The organism is Planococcus sp. VCh962 (genome assembly GCF_057748275.1).
Map to the genome: position 1 here is coordinate 77,811 of NZ_JBYLHS010000001.1, position 25,501 is coordinate 103,311.

General features: G+C 43.9%; 22 protein-coding genes. 15 read left to right on the forward strand and 7 right to left on the reverse strand.

Features of this window, described 5'->3' with window-relative positions; genetic code table 11:
- Positions 1-25 precede the first annotated feature (25 nt).
- On the reverse strand, positions 26-487 hold the full coding sequence (locus AC3AQ9_RS00365) for a YkyB family protein (protein ID WP_488305482.1): 462 nt from the start codon (positions 485-487) through the stop codon (positions 26-28).
- A 147-nt stretch (positions 488-634) separates the two neighbouring features.
- Here AC3AQ9_RS00365 and fadH point away from each other — a divergent pair, with 147 nt between their 5' ends.
- From fadH to AC3AQ9_RS00435, 14 genes are all read left to right on the forward strand, one after another.
- Positions 635-1,402 (forward strand): 2,4-dienoyl-CoA reductase, encoded by a 768-nt coding sequence (gene fadH / locus AC3AQ9_RS00370; RefSeq protein ID WP_488305483.1) that lies wholly within the window; start codon positions 635-637, stop codon positions 1,400-1,402.
- A 101-nt stretch (positions 1,403-1,503) separates the two neighbouring features.
- Positions 1,504-1,947, forward strand: a complete 444-nt coding sequence (cbpB, locus tag AC3AQ9_RS00375; protein WP_488305484.1) for a cyclic-di-AMP-binding protein CbpB — start codon at positions 1,504-1,506, stop codon at positions 1,945-1,947.
- A gap of 307 nt (positions 1,948-2,254) precedes the next feature.
- Positions 2,255-3,730, forward strand: a complete 1,476-nt coding sequence (locus AC3AQ9_RS00380) for an MDR family MFS transporter (protein WP_488305485.1) — start codon at positions 2,255-2,257, stop codon at positions 3,728-3,730.
- Positions 3,723-4,598, forward strand: a complete 876-nt coding sequence (ccpC, locus tag AC3AQ9_RS00385; RefSeq protein WP_488305486.1) for a transcriptional regulator CcpC — start codon at positions 3,723-3,725, stop codon at positions 4,596-4,598. The genes AC3AQ9_RS00380 and ccpC overlap by 8 nt, the downstream gene beginning before the upstream one ends.
- Positions 4,599-4,664: 66 nt before the next feature.
- Positions 4,665-5,378 carry a 2,3,4,5-tetrahydropyridine-2,6-dicarboxylate N-acetyltransferase gene (dapD, locus tag AC3AQ9_RS00390; protein ID WP_488305487.1) on the forward strand — a complete coding sequence of 238 codons (714 nt, stop codon included), beginning with the start codon at positions 4,665-4,667 and terminating at the stop codon, positions 5,376-5,378.
- 13 nt (positions 5,379-5,391) lie between these two features.
- Complete coding sequence (locus AC3AQ9_RS00395) at positions 5,392-6,507, forward strand: N-acetyldiaminopimelate deacetylase (protein ID WP_488306790.1); 1,116 nt, start codon at positions 5,392-5,394, stop codon at positions 6,505-6,507.
- Positions 6,508-6,610: 103 nt separating this feature from the next.
- Positions 6,611-8,968 carry a DUF8725 domain-containing protein gene (locus tag AC3AQ9_RS00400; RefSeq protein WP_488305488.1) on the forward strand — a complete coding sequence of 786 codons (2,358 nt, stop codon included), beginning with the start codon at positions 6,611-6,613 and terminating at the stop codon, positions 8,966-8,968.
- Positions 8,965-9,900 (forward strand): ABC transporter ATP-binding protein, encoded by a 936-nt coding sequence (locus AC3AQ9_RS00405; protein WP_488305489.1) that lies wholly within the window; start codon positions 8,965-8,967, stop codon positions 9,898-9,900. The genes AC3AQ9_RS00400 and AC3AQ9_RS00405 overlap by 4 nt, the downstream gene beginning before the upstream one ends.
- A complete protein-coding gene (locus AC3AQ9_RS00410) occupies positions 9,897-10,748 on the forward strand; it encodes an ABC transporter permease (protein ID WP_488305490.1) in 852 nt (283 codons plus the stop codon). The genes AC3AQ9_RS00405 and AC3AQ9_RS00410 overlap by 4 nt, the downstream gene beginning before the upstream one ends.
- Positions 10,749-10,760: 12 nt before the next feature.
- On the forward strand, positions 10,761-12,227 hold the full coding sequence (locus AC3AQ9_RS00415) for a DUF8809 domain-containing protein (RefSeq protein WP_488305491.1): 1,467 nt from the start codon (positions 10,761-10,763) through the stop codon (positions 12,225-12,227).
- 14 nt (positions 12,228-12,241) lie between these two features.
- Complete coding sequence (locus AC3AQ9_RS00420; RefSeq protein ID WP_488305492.1) at positions 12,242-13,234, forward strand: AAA family ATPase; 993 nt, start codon at positions 12,242-12,244, stop codon at positions 13,232-13,234.
- Positions 13,231-14,091 (forward strand): DUF58 domain-containing protein, encoded by an 861-nt coding sequence (locus tag AC3AQ9_RS00425; RefSeq protein ID WP_488305493.1) that lies wholly within the window; start codon positions 13,231-13,233, stop codon positions 14,089-14,091. The genes AC3AQ9_RS00420 and AC3AQ9_RS00425 overlap by 4 nt, the downstream gene beginning before the upstream one ends.
- A gap of 11 nt (positions 14,092-14,102) precedes the next feature.
- On the forward strand, positions 14,103-15,836 hold the full coding sequence (locus tag AC3AQ9_RS00430) for a vWA domain-containing protein (protein WP_488305494.1): 1,734 nt from the start codon (positions 14,103-14,105) through the stop codon (positions 15,834-15,836).
- Positions 15,817-18,390 (forward strand): VWA domain-containing protein, encoded by a 2,574-nt coding sequence (locus AC3AQ9_RS00435; RefSeq protein ID WP_488305495.1) that lies wholly within the window; start codon positions 15,817-15,819, stop codon positions 18,388-18,390. Before AC3AQ9_RS00430 ends, AC3AQ9_RS00435 begins: the two co-directional genes overlap by 20 nt.
- A 64-nt stretch (positions 18,391-18,454) precedes the next feature.
- Here AC3AQ9_RS00435 and AC3AQ9_RS00440 read toward each other — a convergent pair whose 3' ends face one another.
- From AC3AQ9_RS00440 to AC3AQ9_RS00465, 6 genes are all read right to left on the reverse strand, one after another.
- Complete coding sequence (locus tag AC3AQ9_RS00440) at positions 18,455-19,645, reverse strand: MFS transporter (RefSeq protein WP_488305496.1); 1,191 nt, start codon at positions 19,643-19,645, stop codon at positions 18,455-18,457.
- Between the two features lie 110 nt (positions 19,646-19,755).
- Positions 19,756-20,832 (reverse strand): ABC transporter substrate-binding protein, encoded by a 1,077-nt coding sequence (locus tag AC3AQ9_RS00445; RefSeq protein ID WP_488305497.1) that lies wholly within the window; start codon positions 20,830-20,832, stop codon positions 19,756-19,758.
- Between the two features lies 1 nt (position 20,833).
- Positions 20,834-21,631 (reverse strand): ABC transporter permease, encoded by a 798-nt coding sequence (locus tag AC3AQ9_RS00450; protein ID WP_488305498.1) that lies wholly within the window; start codon positions 21,629-21,631, stop codon positions 20,834-20,836.
- Complete coding sequence (locus tag AC3AQ9_RS00455) at positions 21,615-22,439, reverse strand: ABC transporter permease (RefSeq protein ID WP_488305499.1); 825 nt, start codon at positions 22,437-22,439, stop codon at positions 21,615-21,617. The genes AC3AQ9_RS00450 and AC3AQ9_RS00455 overlap by 17 nt, the downstream gene beginning before the upstream one ends.
- The gene (locus AC3AQ9_RS00460; protein ID WP_488305500.1) at positions 22,429-23,535 is read right to left on the reverse strand and encodes an ABC transporter ATP-binding protein; all 1,107 of its coding nucleotides are present in this window, start codon (positions 23,533-23,535) and stop codon (positions 22,429-22,431) included. Before AC3AQ9_RS00460 ends, AC3AQ9_RS00455 begins: the two co-directional genes overlap by 11 nt.
- Positions 23,536-23,548: 13 nt before the next feature.
- Entirely contained in the window at positions 23,549-24,091 is a 543-nt protein-coding gene (locus AC3AQ9_RS00465; RefSeq protein ID WP_488305501.1) for a helix-turn-helix domain-containing protein, read from the reverse strand.
- Between the two features lie 657 nt (positions 24,092-24,748).
- Here AC3AQ9_RS00465 and AC3AQ9_RS00470 point away from each other — a divergent pair.
- Complete coding sequence (locus AC3AQ9_RS00470) at positions 24,749-25,408, forward strand: potassium channel family protein (protein ID WP_488305502.1); 660 nt, start codon at positions 24,749-24,751, stop codon at positions 25,406-25,408.
- Positions 25,409-25,501: the final 93 nt, after the last annotated feature.

Consider the following 25,501-nt stretch of genomic DNA (forward strand, 5'->3'; position numbering starts at 1 on the left):
CTTGTTAGGTCTCCGGTTAATAACATCAATCAAAATATGATTTTTTTGGTGAATAAAACCGATCAATTTTGCGCGGTTTGTAAGATTTTTCAAAAGGAGATGCTGCAGTTTCTTTTTTTTGTGGCTGAAGTCCAGTGAATTCACTCAATATTTCTTTTGCCATTTTCAAGTTCATCCTGCTGGGCGGGTTACGGTACGTTTCATCTAATTGGCCTAAATGTTCAAGCTGTTCAAAGTCTTCTTTTTTCGGCAACATGTGAAAATAATAGCTTTCGCATTTTACAAGTACTGAAGATTGTTGTTGGCTTTTCCGGGGGTTTTTACTGAAGTGAAGTCCGATTTTTTGAGCGCGGTTTTGATTGATCATCAACAATAGTGCCTCTTTTTTTAATGCATATAAGTATTGGTTGTCCGGGGCGGTTTTCGCATGTCTATTGACCGTGAAAATAGCTTGGGCAATATCCGTGTCGTTTTTATTACTTGGCATGAAGTCATTCCTTTCTATAACAAATTTTTATGGATAATGTCTACTAATCATATCAAAAAATGCTGCCAGTGTATACTGATGCGGTATGGCTTTAAGGGATTTTTAAAGATAGAGGATGGGGAAATATTTTCGAAAGGGGATAGGGATATGTTGAAAGATAAGACAATCATTGTTACTGGGGGTTCAAGTGGAATGGGGCTTCATATGGCTGAGAAATTTGCGGCTGAAGGAGCAAATGTGGTCATCACTGGCCGCGACATGGAAAGATTGAATGCTGCGGTGTTGACGATTGCAGCTCAGCATGGATCAGTTGAAGTTTTCCAGATGGATGTACGGGAGCCGGAACACGCCAAAGCCATGGTGAATTTTGCACATGATAAGTTTGGGCGAATCGATGGACTCGTCAATAATGCAGCTGGAAACTTTATCGTCCATGCAGAAAAATTATCACCGAATGGCTGGAGATCTGTAATCGATATCGTATTGAATGGCACCTTTTTCTGTTCTCATGCAGTCGGCAATTATTGGATTGAAAAAGGCATTAAAGGCAGCATCATCAATATGCTCGCAACCTATGCTTGGAATGCCGGGGCAGGAGTGGCCCACTCTGCAGCTGCAAAAGCAGGCGTTATGTCATTGACCCGTACGTTAGCTGTTGAATGGGGTACTCAATATGGTATCCGGGTGAATGGAATTGCGCCTGGACCGATTGAACGTACGGGAGGCGCAGAAAAATTATGGGAATCCGAAAAAGCCGCAAAAAGAACGCTGGAGTCGATTCCGCTCGGACGTCTCGGAAAACCTGAAGAAGTTGCTGAACTGGCAGCGTTTATGATGTCGGATAAAGCTTCTTACATGAATGGAGAAATTGTAACACTTGATGGCGGGCAATGGCTAAACAAATTTCCATTTTGAGGAGATTTGGAAATACAATTAAATAGTTTCATTAAACAGGTTATGTTATGATGTAACCGAAGACAGGATGACTCGTTTATGATGCAAAAGGAGTAGAGTATATGATTTCATTACCCAGCCGAGATTTTCTCGATACCCCCATTGAAGAATATATAATTTCATCTGAAAAAGTAGCACATGTACAGGTCAATAATAGTGCAGAACATGCATTGCTTGTATTAACGAAAACAGGTTATTCTGCAATCCCCGTGTTGGATTCGAAATATCGATTTTGCGGATTGATTAATGCCCAACGTATAACCGATGCCATTCTTGGACTCGAACACATTGAATATGAACGTTTGCCGGAAATCCGAGTAGAAGATATCATGCAAACCGATTTCCCATTGATCCATATTTCCGAACGATTCCAAAGGGCCTTGGATTTATTGATTGACCAGAATTTTTTATGTGTGGTTGATGATGACGCAATGTTCATGGGCATACTTACTCGACGTGTCATACTTAAACAATTAAAAAAGCAAATTTATCAATTGAAAAAATAAAGTGCCTAATATAAGTTGAACTAATGAACTAAGCTTTGCCAATTTCGCAAAACAGCTGGGAAGACATGATCGAGGGTTGTGAGGCCGTTGGCTTGGCGGCTAAATGGCGCAGGTGAAATAGTCTTTGCTTTTTGCCTTATCCATAACGGCTCAAGCGGTGTATTAACGAATCATTCTATAGTTCAGCTTATGTAAATTCATGCGGTGGATATCTTTCCCACTGCGCTTTTAAAGCCGGTTAAATTTAAACGTAAAAAAAGGTCTCATTGTGAGGCCTTTTTTCTGTCAATCGAAAGAAGGTCGGGAAATGAAAAAAACAAACAGGCCACTCGTGCTGGCCTCAGTTATGCTCGCCATGTTCATCGGTGCGGTAGAAGCGACCATCGTCTCAACAGCCATGCCGAGCATTTCAGCAGACCTCGGAGGATTTTCAAAGTACAGCTGGGTCTTTTCAGCTTATTTATTGATGAGTACAGTCACGGTGTTATTATACGGCAAGCTGTCGGATATTTTTGGCCGAAAACCCATTTTTGCTTTTGGTATTATTTTATTTTTAATCGGTTCATTATTATGTGGGTTAGCAGGCTCAATGGAACAGCTGATTTTTTACCGTTTCATCCAGGGAATCGGAGCAGGAGCAGTCTTGCCGATCGCCACAACAATTGTAGGAGACATCTATACGGCTGAAGAACGGGGAAAAATCCAAGGCTATTTGTCCAGTGTATGGGGAATATCGGCTGTAACCGGGCCTGCAATCGGCGGATTTCTGGTTGCCACAATTGGCTGGGAATATGTATTCTGGGTGAATATTCCTTTAGGTATTCTAGCGCTTGCGGGCGTATTGATCTTTCTCGTGGAACCTAAAAAATCAGTAAAACCATCCATAGATTATATGGGCGCTTTTCTGCTGACCGTTTCTCTGACGAGCTTTCTGTACTGGCTTGTGGAAGGCGGAGTAGGATTTGCTTGGAACTCGTTGCCATCTTATTCGCTGTCATTCGGTGCCGCTGCCGTTTTTGTTATTTTTGTTCTGGTTGAGAGAAAAGCGAAAGATCCAATGATGCCTTTTGAAATATGGAAAAATAAATCGATCTTATACGCCAATCTAGTTTCGTTATTCACCGGAATGATTTTAATCTCTGTCTCGAGCTATTTGCCAACGTATGTAACTGGTGTTATGGAACAGCCGGCTACAATAGCCGGTTTTACATTGACGGCGATGTCAATCGGCTGGCCGATTGCCGCCTTTTTCTCAGGCCGTCTGCTAATCAAAATCGGTTATTTCAGAACTTCGCTTGCAGGAGGGATTTTCCTGGTGATTGGGACCGTGCTGTTTGTGTTAATGCGCCCTGAATTTGGGCCATTGTGGGCAGCAATGTCCAGCTTTATGATTGGAGTCGGCATGGGTTTAACTTCTACGGCGTTTATTGTATCCATCCAAGCTGCGGTTTCCTATGAGCAGCGCGGTACGGCGACGGCTTCCAATATGTTTATGCGCAATCTGGGCAGCACAATTGGCGTGGCATTGCTTGGCAGTCTTCTTAACTCAACATTGTTAAGTTATTTCCATGACAATGAACAGAATTATAACTTGAATTCAGTCAATGGGATGCTGACTGAAGAAAGCCGGGAAGCACTCCCGGTCGAAGTGCTCCACTTTTTGCAGGAAGGCCTTTCACAAGCTTTGCAGAATGTGTATGGATTAACAGCTGTCTTTGCTGTAATCAGTTTTGTTCTAATATTTGGCTTGCCGAGAAAAAAGGGGATGAGCGAACGTGGCTAATGAAGAATTGATTCTTAAAGTGCTGGCAGAAGAAGGCAATATGCGAAAAGCGGCCGAACGTCTTTTCTTATCACAGCCGGCATTGTCCCAGCGTCTGCAATCTATTGAAAAAGAATGGGGCCAGCAATTATTTATCCGTTCCCAGAAAGGGCTGACGCCAACACCCGCAGGGGAACTGGTCATCAATTACTCAAAAGAAATGATCCAGCGAAAAGAAGAAGTTTTTGAAGTGCTCCATACATTGACTTCAAAAGTCCACGGCACGCTGAAGATTGCCTGTGCAACAATCATTGGCCAAAACTGGTTGCCGAAAGTGCTGAAAGATTTTGTTACGCTTTATCCAGAAGCTAAAATCCAGTTGATCACGGGATGGAGTTCAGAAATTGCCCGGGCCTTGTATGAAGGAGAGGCACATATCGGGATTGTCAGAGGGCATACTGACTGGAAAGGGCCGAAGATGCACTTGTTTCGGGACACGCTATATTTAGTAGACAAGGAAATCCAATCATTGGACCAGGTTGAAAAAACAGAGCGCCCGTTTATCCAATTTAAAAGTGATTCCAATTATTACGAAGAAATCCAGCAATGGTGGCAGAGGCATTTTCTATCAAACCCGAAACGGCAAATTACCGTTGATCAGATTGAGACTTGCAAGCAAATGGCTATCAACGGCATCGGCTATGCCATTTTGCCTTCAATTACATTGAGCGGAATAGAAGGTGTCCATATGATGCCGCTCTCGAGCAGTGCAGAAGAATTGGAATTGACTCGGGATACGTGGCTGATTGGTTATGAATCTGCGTTTCAATTGCGTCAAGTGGAAGCCTTTGTCGATATTGTCAAAAAACATGCCGCTTTATTAAGCTAAAGTGCTGAATTTTCATGCTATATCCGTTATAATTACAACATAACTTATAGAAAGAGGTTTTTATTGATGAAACAAATGGATGCAAATGAAATTATCTCGTACATACAAAATGCAAAAAAATCAACACCGGTAAAAGTTTACGTTAAAGGCCAAGGAGTCGCTTCATTGGATTTTGGTGAAGGCTCGAAGGTATTCGGAGAAGGAAACAGTGCAACTGTATTCGGCGAATGGGCTGAGGTTCAGAAAGCTTTAGAAACACACGCTTCTGTGATTGAAGATTCTGTGGTTGAAAACGACCGCCGAAATTCAGCGATTCCGCTTTTGGACATGAAAAATATCAATAGCCGGATTGAGCCTGGGGCTTTTATCCGTGAAAACGTAGAAATCGGCAATAATTGTGTCATCATGATGGGTGCTGTTATCAATATCGGAGCAGTTATCGGAGATGGCACGATGATTGATATGGGTGTGGTCCTTGGCGGCCGTGCGACTGTCGGAAAGAACTGCCATATCGGTGCAGGAGCCGTGCTTGCTGGCGTAATTGAGCCTGCATCTGCAACTCCAGTTATCATCGAAGACGATGTCATGATCGGTGCTAATGCCGTTGTACTGGAAGGCGTTCGTGTAGGAAAAGGTGCAGTTGTTGCAGCTGGCGCGATCGTTATCGAAGATGTTCCTGAAAACTCAGTGGTAGGTGGAACTCCAGCGCGTGTATTAAAATTGATGGATGAAAAGACACGCTCAAAAACAGAAATCAAACAAGAACTGCGCCAGCTGTAAGCGGGTTTTGATGATGGATTTGATTAAACTCAGAAGAGACTTGCATGAAATTCCAGAAATCGGTTTTCAGGAGTGGAAGACACAAGCTTATCTGAAGGCATACATTGATACGCTTTCTCAAGATCGCTTGGAAGTGTTGGAATGGAAAACAGGGCTCGCTGTAAAAGTGCGGGGGACAGCGCCAGCCAAAACGATTGGTTGGCGTACAGATATTGACGGTTTGCCGATTACAGAAGAAACCGGATTGCCGTTCCAGTCGGGACATCCAGGATATATGCACGCCTGTGGACACGATATCCATATGGCAATTGCACTTGGATTATTGACCCGGCTGATTGAAGAGCCTATTGCAGATGATGCAGTGATCTTGTTCCAGCCTGCAGAAGAAGGGCCTGGCGGAGCTTTGCCATTTCGGGAATGGCTGAAAAATGACCAACCGGCATTTTTGCCGGACCAGATTTATGCGCTGCATATTTCACCGGAGCTTCCGGTAGGAACAGTTGCCACAAAACCTGGATTGCTGTTTGCCAACACTTCTGAACTTTTCATCGATTTGCATGGCAAAGGCGGTCATGCAGCTTTTCCTCATTTGACGGAAGATATGGCAGTTGCTGCCGCATCGCTTTTGATGCAGCTTCAGACTATTGTCAGCCGCAACGTTAATCCAATGGATTCTGCAGTATTGACTGTCGGCAAACTGAGCGCAGGAACTGTCCAGAATATTATTGCGGAACATGCGCGTCTCGAAGGAACCATCCGTACATTGAATCTCGAATCGATGCACAAAGTGAAAAAACGCATTGAAGCGATATGCCGTGCTGTTGAAGAAGGCTACAATTGCCAAGTATTGATTGATTACGGCTCCAGCTATTTAGAAGTTAACAACGATGGAAAGCTGGCAGAACAATTGCTTCGTTTTGCTGAAGGTTATAAAGGCGTTGAGGCAGTTCGAAGCGAAGCAGCAATGACGGGAGAAGACTTTGGATATTTTACTGAAGAACTGCCGGGTGTCATGTTTTGGGCTGGTGTCAATTCTCCATTCGGTTTGCATCATTCCAAACTGAATCCGGACGAAGCGATTCTTGAAATCATGCCGAATTTTATACACGATTTTTTCAGAACATGTTAGAGAGCAGGCAGCCGCGAGTTGCCTGCTCTTTTTTTATATGTAGAAGGAACTATTTTATCCGTGCAACGTACTACTTAATAGAGAGAAGAATAGGGGGTTCGTTATGTTTAAACGATTAATGGCATTTAGCATATTAGCTTGTGCCCTGTTTTTATTTTTTATGCCGCTGACTTCACTGGCCGCACCCGAAATGACCATAAAAGCGGATGCGGGGCTGCAAAATAAAGTGAAGTATGAAAAAGGTTTGCCTGTTCAATTTACGATCAGCAATGAAGGGTCCGATTTTTCTGGCGACCTCGTATTAAGTTATAGCGAAACATACAGTCTTGGAGCCGGCTTATCGGTTCCGGTTGATCTAGCCGCAGGTGAAACGAAAACCATCCAAGTTGCTGTGCCGGGTTTGTCCGATATGATGTCGATGGGCGGACCGTCAATGCAAACCATCTTTTTATATGAAGGAGGATGGGAAGAAGGGAAATCCATAAACTTCAAAGGTTCTAAAACCTTAAGTCCTGGGTTCTTTTCGCCTTCTTCATTGTTTATTGCCACACTGACGAACAACTCAGACCGGCTTTTGCAATTAAATCAAATTTCTCCTTCAGGCAGTGATTCGACGCAAGTTTTCCATTTAAAGCAGATGAATCAATTTGCATTGCCAACGGAAGCGCTGGCGTGGGAAACGGTCGATTATTTACTAATAGATGAATTTTCCTATGGCGATTTGCCAGAAGCGGTGCAGCAAGCCGTGTTGCAATGGGTACAGCAAGGAGGCCATGTAGTAGTAGGATCTACAGAAAATATTTCTGCAACCATGGGAAACCTCAGTGAATTTTTGCCGTTGGAGCTTGGCTCACCAAGTGAAGCAACACTGCCATCATTAACAGCGCCAATTCCTGTCTTTGAAGCATCAATAAAAGACAGTGCCGAGCCGCTCATTGAAGAGAAGGGGCAAGTGTTTGCGGCGAGCCAGCAAGTGGGTGCTGGAACTATCACCCAAACAAGTTTTTCATTGGGAGATAAAACGGTCACATCCCAAAAAGCTTATGTAGAGCTTGCAGCCAGCTTTTTCCCGCCCGTCTCTGGCTCTAATATGATGAACCAGGGCGAATCGATCAAGGAAATCATGTCTTATGAAGTGGGGGAAGTCAACGAGCTGTTTGAAAGCTTTGCGGTTTCTAAAACCTTGATCATGGGAGTCGTAATTATTTATATTATTTTAATCATTCCTGTCCTTTATATAATTTTGAAAAAGAGAGATAAGCGGGAGTACGCTTGGGTTATTATTCCGGTAGCTGCTTTGCTTACATCAATCGGCTTATTCGCGATAGGCGCCAAAGACCGAATAGCCAATCCTCAAATTCAGCAAACCGGTTTTTTTGAAGTTGATCAAGACAGTGGTTTGAATGGCTATTACATGAATACTTTATTATCAAACCGAGGCGGGGATTACCGCTTTGCCGCTCCATCCGGCACAACCATGACATACCGGCTGGACTCTCAGTTCGGTGAAAGTTCGCCTCAGCAATTCGCAATTCTAGAGCAGCAGGCGACCAAAAATAATTTGACTATGAGGGATATGCGCTATTGGTCTGTCGGTTCAGTTCTTGGGGAATCGTATATTGAAAATACGGGGAATTTTGCAATCGATCTAGCCGTTGAAGATAAAACCATTACGGGAACCATTCAAAATGATTTTCCGTTCGCTATTGAAGACGTTTCGATTTGGACCGGCACCCGGTTGATGGCACTGGGGGATTTAAGCCCAGGAGAGCAGTTGAAAGTCAACCAACCCGTTCAGTCGGACATCCTGCCAGCGGCTTCGCCAATTGGATCCACTTATGCTTATCAGCCAATCGCCAACAAAGAGGAATTAAAGAAAGCAAGAAAACAAACTATTTTGTCAGTATCGTATAATAAGTTAAAAAACAGTGAAAGTTCTCCTTATGTGATTGCTTATACGAACGATGCAATCGTTCCCATCACTTTGGAAGCCCAGCGACCAACCGTATCCGCTGTGCATTTGATCGCCCAGCCATTCAAGCCAGACATGAACTTGAAGGGAGAAGTCAATTTAAATGCAGATACATTCAATTTGAAAGTCAGTGGATTAAACGGATCTTCTTATTTTGATAATGTTTCTACAGATCCTTTCCTCTATTATTTTGACAATGGCAAGTATGAAGTAACTTACCAAATTACAGATGCAGTGGATCTGAAAAGAACCACGTGGAACGAGTTGGTGGTCACTACCGCCAAACAAAATCTGGGTGTATCCATCTATAACGTCAAAACGGGCAAACCTGAAGAAATTGTGAATAACCAGCAGGCCATTACTGAAGCCTTAAGCAATTATATTTCTCCGGAAGGGAATATCAAGTTCATGCTTGAGACCAATGCCGCAAATACCCAGCCAGAAGTGACCTTGCCAAAAATCAAGTTGAAAGGTGTAGTGGCTCCATGATAGAAACCATTGGATTAACCAAAAAATACGGCTCTTTTTACGCCTTGCAGGATTTGAATCTGACGGTGGAGGATGGGACTGTATTCGGCTTTGTAGGGGCCAACGGTGCCGGAAAATCAACGACGTTTTCGATTTTGGCAACGCTGCTGCAACCTACCGCAGGCGATGCCTTTATCAACGGATTGAGCATCACTAAGAATGCGCAGGAAGTAAGAAAACAAATTGGTTATATGCCCGATTTTTTTGGGGTTTATGATCAGCTGAAAGCAAATGAATACTTGGATTTTTATGGCGCCAGTTATGGATTAATGCCAAAAGAACGGGACAAACTCATCCCACAATTACTGGAACTTGTCAATTTGAGCCATAAACGCTATGAATACGTTGATTTACTGTCACGAGGGATGAAACAGCGCTTATGTCTCGCACGGGCATTGATTCATGATCCGAAAGTTTTAATATTGGATGAACCAGCTTCCGGACTGGACCCGCGTGCCCGAGTGGAGATGCGGGAGATTTTGAAAGAGTTGAAATTGATGGGCAAAACCATTCTGATCTCTTCCCATATCCTGCCGGAACTTGCGGAAATGTGTGATAGCATTGGGGTAATTGATACAGGCAAATTGATTGCTCAGGGTTCGGTCAGTGAAATCCAGGCACAGCTGCAAAGCGAAAAAGTACTTCGGGTAAAAGTGGCTGGATTAACAGCGCCAATTGTCAAATTTTTCGAAAATGATCCGTTTGTTTCCCAGATTGCTGAAAAGCCGGAACAAAATATGATTGAATTCTTATACCGGGGAAGCGAAAAAGACCAGATGGTTTTGTTGCACAAAGCGGTCACTCAGCAATTGCCAATTTTATCGTTCGCAGAAGAAGAAACCGATCTGGAAGATGTCTTTATGGCGATTACGAAAGGAGCCGAGACACCATGAAAGCACTGTTAGCCAACCCGGTATTGATCAAGGAGATCAAATTGCGGTTCCGCAATCTGAAAAGTTTTACCGGCATTCTGTTTTACTTGGTCGCCATGAGCGTTTTTGTTTTCGGTTTCATCTTCCTGACAACTACCTTGACTGGCAGCGGATTTTTCCGTCCGGATGAAAGTTTTATGTTGTTCACCATGATGACTTATATTCAGTTGGGATTGATTTTGTTCATCACTCCTGGGCTGACAGCTGGCACAATCAGCACTGAACGGGAAAAGCAGACCTTAAATATCTTGCTGACAACGGCACAGACGTCTTTTCAGATTATTTTCGGGAAAATGACTTCTTCCATTGCATTCTTGCTGCTTATGATCGTTTCAGGGCTGCCTATTTATAGCCTTGTGTTTCTTTACGGAGGAGTTTCACCAAGCCAGCTTGCCATCATTTTCCTTTTTTACTTTTTGACTTTATTGACAATCGGCAGCATCGGAGTCATGTATTCGACTTTGCTCCGGAAAACCATTGTTTCAATGATTGCCACATACGGCACAATGATATTCTTAACCGCAGCAACCGGATTTTTTATGATCATTTCGATGCAAATTTCCCAGTTCGGCAGTGCAGTTCCGACAGTTCCCACTTTTTCTCCGCTCACTTATTTTTGGGCGAGCATTAATCCTGCGGTAGTCTTGTTCACTTTACTGCAGCCGGCCTATGCAACGGAACTCCAAAACATGACCGCTGTGCAGTTGCCATTATGGCTTGGCTATGCAGTGTTTTATTCACTTTTTACAGCACTTGCCCTATTCTTGGCAGTAAAACGTTTACGCGTCAATATGACTAAATACAAATAAGGAGGGATTTTCATGAACAACCGTGATATTGCGAATTACGTAAAAAAAGCCGGCAGACGCCTGAAAAGGGTCCATATAAGCCGGGCGCTTCAACTAGCGGTCTTTATCGGATTAGCTTCTGCTGTGATGCTTCTAGTTCTGTCCCGGTTGTTCGTGCTTCCTTATTATGAATTTTATGCATATGCTGCCGGAGCATTGTCGCTGATTGCTTGGCTGGCTTTGTCGCTGCGGAAGATGCCAAATCAACATCAGGCCGTTGAAGAACTCGACAGGTTCACCCCACATAACCAGCTGCTAACTGTCTGGCAGACTGAAGAAGAAAATAATCTTACAGCCGCCCTAACAAATAAAACAGCGAAGATGATTCCAGCAAGTTATTCATTGTTTAAAAAAGAACCTCGAAAATGGCTCAGTAAAAAATGGCTATTGGGTTCATTAATGAATGCCTTGCTAATAAGCTTACTGTTGCTGTTTCCCAGCACTTCGCAGCAGCAGGCGAAAGAAATTGAAACGGAACTGGAATTGATTGATGAAATCAAAAAAGAAGTTGCAAAAATTGAGAAAGAAGCGGAAACGGATACGCTGAAAAAAGAAATGCAGGAATTGCAGGAAAAGATTGAAGTCAGTAAAACTGCAGAAGACGCGCTAAAAGAAGTTGTGAAAAAGCAAAAAGAGTTAAACTTGCAAGAGCAGCAACTGGCTGAAGAAGGAACAGAAAAAGCGAATATGGAAAGTGAAGATCGCGGAAAAGCGTCAGATCAATTAGCTGAACAGGCAGGGGAAACGCAAACCGCTTTAAGCAATATGGGAAAACCGGTGAATTTTCCGCTTCAGCAGACAATAGCAAATAATCAGGCGGAAAATGCTTCAGAAAACTCTGCAGCTCAAGCTGGACAAGGAAATGGTTCTACATCTTCTTCCAGTGAAACTGGCAATAGCGAAGGAACTAACCAAGGCCAGGGACAAGGCCAGGGACAAGGACAGGGACAGGGACAAGGACAAGGACAAGGACAAGGACAGGGACAAGGACAAGGACAAGGCCAGGGACAGGGACAGGGACAAGGCCAGGGACAGGGCCAGGGTCAAGGACAAGGGCAAGGCCAGAATCAAGGGCAAGGCCAGGATCAAGGGCAAGGCCAGGGTCAAGGGCAAGGCCAGGGTCAAGGACAAGGACAAGGACAAGGTCAAAATGGCCAAGGTGCAGGAACTGGACAAGGCAATCGTGAATTGCTGACCGTTCCGTCCCGGATAGGAGGGACAGGGGAAACTGAGATAGATAGCGGAGGGCTCGGTGAAGGAGAAGCACGTGAGGAACAGGAAGCCCTAGTGCCAGCCGAACGGGGTACAGTGCGCCCATATTCGGATGTTGTGGGCAGATATTCAGAATCTTATTTTTCCAGTGCAGATAAGCTGGAATTGCCGCCAGATTTGCAGAAAGTAGTCGAGCAATACTTTTCTTCAATCGAGTCAGAACAATAGAAAGCAGGGATTACATGACGTATAGACCGGAACAATTTACTGAAATGAGCGGACGCTTGCAAGAAGTGCGTGAGGAAATCGGACATTTTATTGTAGGACAGGACGAAGCAATCGAATTTTCTCTTTATTCCGTTTTGGCAGATGGACATGCCTTGCTGGAAGGTTTGCCAGGGCTCGGAAAAACGATGCTGATCCGTACGATATCAGATGTGCTGGATTTGTCTTTTTCCAGGATTCAGTTTACGCCAGATTTGATGCCAACTGATATTACAGGAACGAGCCTGATTGAACGTGATGCAGAAGGCAAACAGCAATTTACGTTCAGAGAAGGGCCGATTTTCCATCAGATGGTGCTTGCCGATGAAATAAACCGCGCAACCCCAAAAACACAGAGCGCGTTGCTGGAAGCGATGGGAGAAAAGACGGTAACAATCTTAGGTGATACCAAAACGATGGCCCGGCCGTTTTTTGTGCTGGCAACTCAGAACCCCATTGAAATGGAAGGCACATATCCGTTGCCGGAAGCCCAAATGGACCGTTTTCTCTGCAAAATCCTCATTTCCTATCCAAATCGTGCAGAGCTTGCTGAAATCAGCAGAAGAACAACGGGGTCAGAAACCATTCAGCTTGAAAAAAAGATGGATACTGCAGCTTTGATCGAGGCACAGCAGATGGTGAAAGCGGTATTGATTGCTGAAGATATTTTAATGGTCGCTGTGGATATAATCCAAAACACGCACCCGGTACAATCCGAATTTGAACCAATCCAGCAATTTGTCCAATATGGCAGTGGTCCTCGCGGTCTTCAGAGCTTGATTCGTCTGGCTAAAGCCCGGGCTTTGATGGAAGGCAGATATCATGTGTCTATTGGAGATTTAAAGCATGTGGCAAAACCGGTTCTGCGCCATCGCCTTTTACTGAATTATGAAGGGGAAGCAACAGGAGCTAGCCCGGATGAGTTGATTGATCTAGTGGTCAGCGGTGCCGGAAGAGGCGTTCTGAAATGACATCATTGCAATTGCCGGCAGACTGGATTACACGAATCGGGCGTTTTTCGATAGCAACAAAATCGAAAATACGGGGCCATCATAAAGGATCTCATCGTTCTGCGCGCTTCGGCTCTTCGCTGGATTTTTCCGATTTCCGGGAATATCATCCCGGAGATGATGTCCGGCATGTCGACTGGAATGTCTATGCCCGGACAGAGCGGGTCTATATCAAGCGCTATTTGGATGAACAGGAGATGCGTGTCCACATCCTGATGGACAGCTCTAAATCAATGGCCGCCAAATGGCTATTTGCACAGCAGCTGGCTTTCACACTCGGACTCATGGTACTGAGCCGCGATGACCGGTTGACCGTTTCGGCTGGCGACACAACTAATGCACCTTTTAGAAGAAAAGGGAAAGCGGCGCGGAAATTATATGAACATTTTATTTCAGGTTTGCCGATGCCGGAAAAAAAGTCTTTCGCAAGAGATGCCAGTTTTTATGCAGCTAAAGATTCGACGGTATTGTTCGTAATTTCAGATGGCTTAGAGCCTCTTGACGAATGGCAAACTTTCTTTCAGCAGGTTCCCAGATTTTCGCACGATATACGCTTTTTGCATTTAACGACTGAAGAAGAAAGAGCTCCGGATTATAGTGGGGATATTCGGCTTATTGATAATGAAACAGGACAAAATGTCAATGTAACGATGACTCATCAGGCTTTACAGGCATATAGCCAAAAACGAGAGCTGCATACGGAAGGCTTGAAAGCTTTATGCGCCAAGCATGGTGTGCAATATTTGGAGATTCGAATTGAAGATGGAATCCAGCACGTATTGTTTCAACAACTTGCTCGGAAAAAATGGATTGAATGAGGTGAAGCGGCATGGGAATTACAAACTGGGGATGGATTTCGACGGTCATTATGCCGCTTGCAGTCATTTTGTATTATTTTTTCCGAAAAAAATATAAAGACCAGCCGATTTCCTCCACACTGTTTTGGCAGGAATCAATGAAGGAAATCCAGGCTTCCCCTTATCTTAAAAAACTTCAGCATCACCTGCTTTTTTATCTGCAATTAGCGGCTCTGCTGCTGTGTGTCTTCGGATTGATGCAGCCTTATATAAACTCAGATACATTAAAAGGCAACGAATTTATATTCGTTGTCGATACTTCAGCCACGATGCTTGCTGGCAGTCCAAGTACTTTTGATAAACAAAAAGAAAAAATGCTGGAACTCCTGGACCAGACCGGCGGGAAGCCGGTTACGATTGTTCAAACCGGCCAGAGTCCCGAAGTGATTGCCAGAGAACAGCGGAATATGGAAATGCTGGAACAAGCAATACAACAATTAGAGATAACATATGAGAATGCACATATGGAACAAACTTTGCTTTTTGCAGAAACCTTGGTCGATAACGAATCAACCGTGATTCATGTCTTTACTGATGCACTTGACCGGAAAGTTCTGGCAAACAAAACGGATTTAGCTTATGAAGTCCATGGAATGGAAGGCCAATTGCGCAATGTATCGATTCAACAGTTCGGATTAACTCAAACTGAAAAAGGCATGAAGGCGATTGTGCAAGTGATCAATGAAAGCGAAGACAGCGTTGCAGGGATCATTCGATTATCGAATGGAGAATTTGAAAAAGAAGCGACCTTTGAATTACAAGGGAACGAAGAAGTTCTTGTGCCTTTTGAAGATTTGCCTAAAGAAAATATGTGGACAGCCGCATTGGAGATCGATGATGATTATTCGATCGATAATGAAATGGCAATGTACGTTCAGCAGCCGATCAATTCGGTCTTTATTGATTCCAGTCTTCATGAACTAATAGCCAGCGGCTTTAATTCACTGGATATGCAAGTGACATCGGTAGCCCCAGAACAATTGGGACAGCAGGAAGGTGCGCCGATTGTCACCAATCAAACAGAGTTGGCTAGAAACGGTGCACCCATTTTGCTGATTGGAAGAAACGATGCAACTGCCGTCGAAGTGGCTGGGAAAGTTGAAACAGACGAACATCCGTTGTTCACATATGCGCCTCTGGATGATGTCTATGTTTCTCATCTCTATCCAGGATTCGAGTCATTTGAAACGATTGCAACAATAGATGGTAAACCATTTATCCAATTGTCTCCGGAAGGAGATATCGCAGTACTCGCTGACATTCAGTCGACCGACTGGCCACTAAGCCCCTCATTTCCCCTGTTTTTATGGAGTGCCGCCAATGAATTGGCAGGCAGCAAGAGTTTCTTGGGGTTTTTCCAGCCAAATGAATACCGTTCGGTAACCCTCGCCTCAAGTTCCGGAGAATGGGAAATATTTAAAAATGGGGAGTATATGCATTCTTATCTTGAAGGAGAAGGACCATTTATAGCGCCGGCAGAACCGGGAATTTATGACGTCACGGGAGACAGTCAAAATTTAAAAATGATTGTTCAGCTGAGCAAGGAAGAAAAAGCAATTGTGGAAGGGACGGAGTACAAAATCGGGCAAGCTGCCAGTGAAGAAGAGACTGTCCGCTTTTCCGTAGTAGCATCCATTTTAATTTTTATATTAATTTTGCTTCTGGTGGAATGGGAGGTGTACCGACGTGGAATTGCGCTTAGATAATCCGCTGTGGCTATGGCTGCTGATTCCTGCGCTTGCCTATTTTGCCATGATCGGCTATCGGAATTATAAAAAATACTCAAATCAGTACCGGCTGGTGTATATACTTCGCATTGCTGCAGTGCTTCTGGTAATTTTCGCTCTTGCAGCCCCGGGAATTTACCGGCCAGCTGCAGAAGAGCAAATCATTTTCTTAGTGGACCGATCGGCTTCGATGGAAGGTTCGGAAGATGGCATTGCTAAAGCGGTCGATGCAGCGATGGCAGGCAAAAAAGATTCGCAAAGTGTCGGGGTGTATACGTTTGCAGAAGATTTTCAAACCTTATTGCCCGTTTCTAAAGAATTGCGGCCATTGCCGCAAGACAAGACGCTTAATGAAAGCCGCCATACGAATATCGCCCGTGCTCTCGAACTCGCCGCTAACAGCGGCGACACCGATATAGCTACCCGTTTAATCGTATTGACCGACGGCAATGAAACACAGGATTCAGCGCTCGAAAGCTTGAACCGTCTTGAAGGAGACCGCATTCAAATCGATGTGCTGCCTATTGAGCAAGAAGGCCGGAATGATGCAGGGATACTTAGTTTCAAAACTCCGGCAAATGCCTTTTTAGGGGAATCACAAGTTTTTTCAGTGCAAATCGAATCTGATAGAGAAGCGGCAGGGCAACTGGTTTTCTCGAAAAACGACAAAGAACTTGACCGGCAAAGCATTTCCTTGGTGGAAGGCGAAAATTTGTTTTCATATGCATATCCGGCCAAAGAAGAAGGGCTGGCAAAGTATGAAGCAAGGCTAGAACTTGAGAACGATGCATTTCTTGAAAACAATGCTTTAATCAGCATCACTGAAGTCGAAGGAAGCCCGGAATTGCTTGTCGTAAATGGCAGTGAGGCTAGCCCCATTCCCGGGTTGCTGGATACAGAAAACATACGGGTGACCAATCTGTCAGCCAGTGACTTGCCGGCTAATTTATCATCTATCCTGCAATACGATGCCATTATATTTGATAACGTATCCGGCACCACAGTCGGAGGCCAGCAAATGGCCGTCATTGAACAAGCCGTCCAGCAATTTGGAATGGGATTCATGATGGTAGGCGGCGATCAGAGCTTTGGCCTCGGGGGTTATTTCAAGTCACCGATCGAGCGGATCTTGCCTGTGGAAATGGAAGTCAAGGGCAAACATGAATTGCCTTCATTAGGGTTGGTGATTGTTATGGACCGGTCAGGAAGCATGGCTGGCACAAAAATGGAATTGGCTAAAGAAGCGGCAGCCCGCTCTGTAGAGTTATTGCGGGAAGATGATACCGTAGGGGTCATTGCGTTTGATGATCGACCTTGGCAAATTGTTCCGACTGAAAAGCTGGAAAATCCAAAAGATGCAGCTGATAAAATCCTTTCTGTCACACCAGGTGGAGGAACGGAAATTTATGGTTCTCTAGAAGAAGCCTATAGCCAATTAGAAGATCTCGAACTGCAGCGAAAGCATATTATTCTTTTGACGGACGGGCAATCATCTACTCAAAATGATTATGATAGCCTGATCGAAAGCGGCAAAGGGAATAATATAACCTTGTCGACGGTTTCCATCGGCAATGATGCCGATAAAAACCTATTGGAATCTCTAGCGGTAACGGGCAACGGCCGTTATTACGATGTTACGGACGCTACAACAATTCCTGCTATCTTGTCGAGGGAAACCATTATGATGTCACGCACTTATATTGTTGATGAACCATTTCAACCGGCTGTCTACGATAGCCACTGGAACAACTTGTTTAAGGAGGGCGTTCCGAAAATGAATGCCTATATCGCCACCACTCCTAAAAGCACGGCTGCAGTAGCGCTCGAAAGTGAAGAAGAAGATCCAGTACTGGCGACCTGGAACTATGGACTCGGCAAAACGGTTGCCTATACATCTGGAAGTGGAGCTTGGAGCGGGGATTTCCAGGCCTGGAAAAACTGGCCGGCTTTTTGGAACCGAACCGTTTCTGAATTGCTGCCATCTTATACTGAAATTCCGTTTTCTGTGACCGCACAACAGCAAGGCGTCTATTCGGTTGAAGATCCTTCCCGAAGTTCAGCGATAATCGATGTTACTGTGGTAGATGAGACAGGCAATGAAGTTCCGATTAAAACAGAACCGGTAGCTCCAGGGAAAGTGGAAGTAACAATGGATGCTGATCCAGGGTTGGTGTTTTTCAGCATTTCCAACGAAAACGGAGCATCTTATAAAACTGGCCTGACAGTGCCATACGGCGATGAATTTAAAATCAGTGCTCCTAATCTGCCGATGCTGACAACTCTCGCTGAGAGAAGCGGAGGACAGGTTTTGGGATCATTGGATACGGCAATGCGCGATGTGCCATATGAGAGCGGGACGCAGCAGCCCATTCAGCAAATACTGCTGCTGCTCGCCATGCTGCTTTTTTTCACAGACATCACGATCCGCCGCTTTGGCTTAAAGCGGCTTGCAAGAAAGCATAAGCCTGCAGATCCATCTGCAGAAGCCCACCAAACGATCGGCCAATTAATAAAAGCGAAAAAGAGAAATTAATCTCTTTTTCGCTTTTTCTTTTTTATCGAGACTTCCGAGGCTTGCCACGGCTGTACTTTTCTTATCAGCTTCGGCTAGTAGCCAGTAATTGCTGTTTTCTCATGGACCATGTATTGGCAATAAAGAAGCAAGTGATCAAAATGGCAGTTCCAAAAATATAAGGGAAGCTCATATCAATATCAAATAGGATTCCCGCCAGGGCGGGTCCTACCATATTGCCTAAACTCATATAAGCATTGTTCATTCCAGCTGCATAACCTTGATCTTTCCCTGCGAGCTTTGATATCAAAGTATTGATAGCAGGCCGCAGCAGGGAGGCCGCAGTAAAGAATACCGTTGCGACCAGCAAAATCGTCCAAAATGTGCTGACGAATAAAATACCGATCATGGCGGCAGCGGATACTAGTAAGTTCACCAGAATGACTTTCATTTCACCAAAGCGCTTAAACAGCCGGTTGATGACAAAGGTCTGGACGATTACGCCGACAAAACCGCCGATTGTTATTAGTACAGAAATTTCTTTAGGCGTAAATTGGAATTTTTTGTCCACGTACAATGCAATAGTGGACTGGAAGTTGGCAAGGCCAAAAGCGAAAATAAGCATCACAAGCAACATGACGAAATAGGGGGTATAGACAGACCTTTTCATCTGCTGCAACAAGTTTTCATTTTTGGCAGGGACGGCAGGGATGGTCGGTGCAACATTCGGCAAGGCGATAAGCGAAATGGCAGCAGCTAAAATTGCGACGATCGTTGCGACGTAGAAAGGGAATTGGAGGCTGACTTCAGCTAAAAACCCACCGAACCCTGGACCCACCATAAAACCTAGCGACATGGAAGCGCCCAGCAAGCCCATCCCTTTTCCGCGTTCTTCAAATGTCGTAATATCTGCCACAAAAGCCATCATCGGAGGAATAAGAAATGCTGCTCCAAGTCCGCTGAAAAAACGGGCGACATACAATATCCATAAATGGGAAGCCAGTCCGAACACTAATTGTGACAAGCCAAAAATAACCAAGCCGAAGATGATCAGTTTTTTTCGGCCATATTTATCTGACAATTGGCCAGATAACGGTGAAAAAAGAAATTGGGCGAATGCAAAGGTAGCAACCAGCGTCCCGAGCGCTTGCCCTGCGACGCCAAATGTATCCAAGTATTCTGGCATAATAGGAATTATGAGACCGATTCCGCTCATGGCAATAAACATATTGAACATCAATACATATAAAGCAAATTTATGTGACTTTGCGGCCATATATTGTCCTTCTTTCATCAATATTTCGTGTGTCTAAAAGTTTATCACAAAGATCATGAAATACAATACCCGTTGAGCAAAGAAAAAAACAGGCAGTTCATGCCTGCCCGTTAATTTTCCATATCCATTTTAAATTCCAAGAAAAGCTCATTGTAGATGCCAAGCATTTCAAGTCCGAGGTTTTCGTAGACTTCCAGCCGTTCACGCAACTCTTCAGTGGGATAAAAGCGCTCATCCCCTGTAACTTCCGGATCCATCAGTTCAACAGCAGCTTGGTTGGGAGTGGAATAGCCGACATACTCCGTATTTTGAGCTGCAACTTCTGCATCCAGCATGAAGTTGATGAAAGCATGTGCGCCATCAACATTACTCGATGTTTTGGGGATGACCATATTGTCGAACCAAAGATTGGAGCCTTCTTCTGGAACGGAGAAATCGATGTTTTCATTGACGAACATCATATCGGCCGCTTGGCCAGACCAGGTCAAGGCTACAGCCGCTTCTTCACGCCGCATCATCTCTACGATTTCATCGCCGATGACCGCTTTGATATTCGGACCCAGTGTCTTCAGCTTATCGGTGGCTTCACGGAGTTCCGCAACATCACGCGAATTCAGCGAATAACCCAAACTGTTCAGCCCCATGCCAATGACTTCCCGGGCGCCATCCACGATAATGACTTCCTGCTTTAGGCTGGGATCCCATAGATCGTCCCAGCTCTCAAAAGTTTGTCCATCCAAAAGAGTAGGATTAAAGGCAATGCCTACAGTTCCCCAGAAATAAGGAATTGAAAATTCATTGCCAGGATCAAAAGGCAAGTCAAGGAAATAAGGGTCGATGTTTTTTAAGTTTGGAATTTTCTCTTGGTCAATCGAAATTAACAAATCATTTTCTTTCATTTTTTCAATGGCATATTCGGAAGGCATCGCAACATCATAAGAAGTGCCGCCTTGCTCGATTTTTGTCATCATCGCTTCATTTGAATCGAAGGTTTCGTATACAACATTAATATTTGTTTCTTCTTCAAACTGCTTCAGCAGTTCCGGATCAATATATTCACCCCAGTTATAGACGGTTATCGATCCGCCGCCACTAGCTGCGGAGCTTTTCTCTAACGATGAAACTGCATAGAACAGCAAGCCGCAAACAACGAGAATTGCTGCGCTTATTTGAATGATGCTCTTCATATTACTGGCCTCCTGTTCCGACGGTGCGCACCCGTTGATTAAAGAAGTAATAACCGATGACTAGCCCGAGTGTCACAATAAAGATCAGGGCAGACAAGGCATTGATGGTAAGGGTAATTCCGGCTCGCGCCATGGAATAGATTTCTACAGATAGCGTAGAAAAGCCGTTGCCTGTTACAAAAAACGTCACAGCAAAATCGTCCAGCGAATAGGTTAATGCCAGGAAAAAGCCTGCAAATATTCCAGGTTTAATATAAGGGATGATGACACGCGTTAAAATATCACGCTTTGATGCCCCTAAATCCGCGGCAGCATCAATCAAAGAAAAACTCATTTCCTGCAATTTCGGCAGCACCATAATCACCACAATCGGAATGCTGAAAGCAATATGGGAAATCAGCACTGATGCAAAACCAAGTTTGACACCTACCATTGTGAAAAGGATCAAAAACGATGCCCCAATGATGACATCCGGACTGACGATCAGGATGTTGTTGAGCGATAAGACCGCATTCCGCATTTTCCGGTTCCGCAAAAATACAATGCCGATGGCTCCGAGCACCCCGATAGCTGTGGAAATCAAAGACGAAAGCAAAGCCACAATGATGGTATTCAACAAAATGATGATCAAGCGGGTGTCATTGAACACAGCCGCATAATGCTCCCATGTAAAGCCGTCAAAGCTCGACATGGTTCCGCCGCTATTGAATGAGTAAAATATCAAATAGAAGATGGGGGCATACAGGATAAAGAAGACACCTGCCAGATAAAGGCGAGCCGGTTTACTTAGTTTTCCCATTTACAGCGCCTCCTTTATCTTTCTGGCCCGTCGCCATCATAATAATAAACATGAATAAGATTAAAAATACCGCAATGGTGGATCCCATCCCCCAATTCTGGGTAACGAGGAATTGCTGTTCAATTGCGGTTCCAAGCGTAATAACTTTGTTGCCGGCAATTAAACGTGTAATTACAAATAGCGACAAGGCTGGAATAAAGACGGCTTGTATCCCAGATTTCACCCCGTTGATTGCTAAAGGGAAAATGACTTTTCTGAATGTCATCCAGGAAGATGCTCCCAAGTCACGTGATGCATCGATCAAAGCCGGGTTCAGGCGGTCCAGTGAGTTGAATATCGGCAAAATCATAAAAGGAATGAAAATATAAACCGATACAAAAACAAAACTGAAATCTGTAAACAAAATCTGTTGCTTTCCGATTCCAAGGGCGCTCAGTAATTTATTGGCCGGTCCATTTAATCCAAAGATGCCGATATAGGCATAGGTTTTCAAAAGCAAATTAATCCAAGATGGAATAATAATGAGCAAAAGCCATAATTGCTTGTGTTTGGTTTTGGTCAGCCAATAAGCTGTCGGATATGCAACCAAAATGGAAAACAAGGTAATAAGGAAGGCATACCAGAATGAACTTAATGTCAGTTCCAAATAAACTGATGAAAAAAAGTTTTGATAATTACCGAGTGTAAATTTGCCTTCCAAGTCAAAAAAAGAATAATAGCCAATAAGGACAATAGGGGCAATGACAAAAAATGCAATCCATAGATAATAAGGGATCATGTAGAAAGGGCGTGCTGCATTACTTTTCATAGACAGTTTCCCCGTACGCTTCAAGGCGGGCGTCAAATGCATCTTCTGTTTCATTCAAGCGCATAACGTGAATCGCTTCCGGATCAAAATCCAAGCCAATGCGTGAACCGACTTCGGCTTTCTTAGTGGAATGCACCAGCCATTCATTGCCGGCTTCGTCCAGCGTAGAAATTTCATAATGGACTCCCCTGAATAACTGCGTATCGACTGTAACGGCCATTTTGCCTTGTTCAACAGCAGTTATTTCCAAGTCTTCCGGCCGGATAACAACTTCTACGTTTTCATTCGGATTTAGTCCTGCATCTACGCATTCGAATTCCTTATTGGCGAAACGAACACGGTAATCAGCAATCATCTCGCCTGATACGATATTCGATTCCCCGATAAAGTCAGCGACGAAACGGTTGATCGGTTCATCGTAAATGTCCATCGGCGTCCCGCTTTGCTGGATTTCTCCAGCATTCATGACAAAGATTTCATCGGACATAGCAAGTGCCTCTTCTTGATCGTGAGTCACAAAGACAAACGTCTTGCCAAGCCGCTGCTGCAGTTCCCGCAACTCATACTGCATTTCCGTCCGCAGTTTCAAATCAAGGGCAGACAAAGGCTCGTCGAGCAGGATCACCTCCGGGTCATTGACAATTGCACGGGCAATGGCCACGCGCTGGCGCTGGCCGCCGGACATTTCCTGGATTTCCCGGTTTTCATAGCCTTTTAAGTTGACGAATTCCAGTGCTTCTTTGACGCGCCGGTCGATTTCGGCTTTTTTCAGTTTTTTGATCCGCAATCCGAATGCAATATTTTCATAGACATTCAAATGAGGGAACAAAGCATAATCTTGAAAAACAGTGTTTACTTGCCGCTCGTTTGCTGGCAAGTGGTTTACTTTTTTTCCTTCAATATAGATATCACCCGAAGTCGGCGTGATAAAGCCTGCAATTAGCCGTAAAATAGTTGTTTTTCCACATCCGGAAGGACCAAGCAAAGTATAGAATTTTCCTTTTTCCAGTTCAAAGCTGATATTGCTGAGCACGCTGCCGGCGCCTTCGTATTGCTGGGTCACATTATCAAAACGGATGATCGGTGAGTGTGACATATGATACCTCCTGTTATAAATAAGATTGTGTCGTAACAATAATCATTTCGGATTTTCCTGAAAAGGCATTGATTAATTGATGATGATCAGAGGCTTCATAATATATAGAATCCCCGGCTTTCGCTATATGTTCCTGGTCGCCTAATACTAAGCGCACTTTTCCTTCCAATACATAAATGAAGGTCTCGGCAAGTGATGGCTCAAACCGCTTGAATTGGCCTTTTTCATATAGGGTTAAGTAAACCGGTTCCATTTCTTTTTTATTTGAAGTAGAGATAAGCCAATCAATTTCAAACCCTAAGGTCTCATCTGTATGGATTATATGTTCTTCTGGCGTAAAGATGACTTTTTTCTCTTCATCAGAGTCGTCAAAAAATTCTTTTGGGGTAGTGCCCAGCACTTCCAGCAGGGAAAAGAGCGTTTCAATAGAAGGTGAATTTAAATCTCTTTCCAATTGGGAGATAAATCCTTTGCTGAGGTCGGTGCGTTCTCCCAGTTCTTCCTGGGTTAAGCCGTTTTTTAAACGGAGCCGTTTTATCTTGGTTCCGATCTGCATAAGATTTCACCTCATTCTTTTAGTATAAGTAAACAACCAGAAAATAAAGTTTAGTTAAAATAGATATTTTGTTTACTATTAACATCTTTTATTATACAAAAAGTCTGCTATTATTCAAGTTATAAAACAAATTGAAATTAAAGAAACAAATCTATTGCTTTTTACTAGGAGTATTTACTATTATAAAGAAATGGTAAAAAAGCTTTAATGAGTGGAAGAATATTTCAGTTCAATATATAAAACGATTTAATAGCCCGACCAATCTTGTGGGAGTGATAAAAGTGAACGGCAAAATGAATTTTTTCTTAGATCCTAAAAATCGGGTAATCCAAAAGCCCTCAATCATGAATTATAAACAGGATCAGCAAGGTCTTTATTTAGTGGCAAACAAAAAATTCATCAATTGGATGGATGTGCATACGTATTGCCATAAATGCTTGTCTGGATTAACATTTGATGATGAATTTGACGCAAGCTACTGTTCTGATTGCAATGAATGGCGCGAAGAAAAATGCAGTGACGACAGCTGCGAGTATTGTGAGAAAAGACCAAGAAGGCCATTAGACCCCCGCAGATGAGCGGGGGTTTTTTATAGAATTTATACATTGGCGAAGAGTATGATAAACTAATGCCAATTAGAGAATTTGGGGGATGAATATGAAAAAGGAATTTGTAGTCATCGGCCTCGGGCGCTTCGGAGGCAGCATTGTACGCGAACTGATCGAACAAGACGCCGATGTCATGGCAATTGATAAAGATACGGAACGTGTAGATGAATATGCTTCTATTGCCACACAGGCGATTGTGGCTGATACAACAGATGAAGCGGTTTTGAAATCGCTTGGTATCCGGAATTTTGAACATGTTATTGTGGCAATCGGCGAGAACATCCAGGCAAGCATTCTGACAACATTGATGCTGAAAGAAATTGGCGTGAAAAAAATCACTGTCAAAGCACAAAATGATTATCACGCCAAAGTGCTGAACAAAATTGGAGCAGACCAAGTTGTGCATCCAGAACGCGATATGGGTATCCGGATTGCCCACAATATGCTGTCAAATAATGTCCTCGATTATTTGGAGCTGTCAGACCAGCATTCTATTGCAGAAATCCAAGCCAATGATAAATTGGCAGGGCGGACATTGATTGGATTAGATATCCGTGCAAAATATGGCATCAACATTGTTGCAATCAAGAGAGATGGGGAAATTTTAGTATCGCCGCAGGCAGATATGGAGATTGAATTGAAAGACGTCTTGATCATAATTGGTTCCGACGCAGATATTAATCGTTTTGAGAAGAAAGTGCTTAATTGACCTAAGGCATTACCATATGAAAGCCCACCTGTTTTCAGCAGCACCTGATAACAGGCGGGCTTTTTTATTAGGCAATAATAAGGAAAAGAGAAG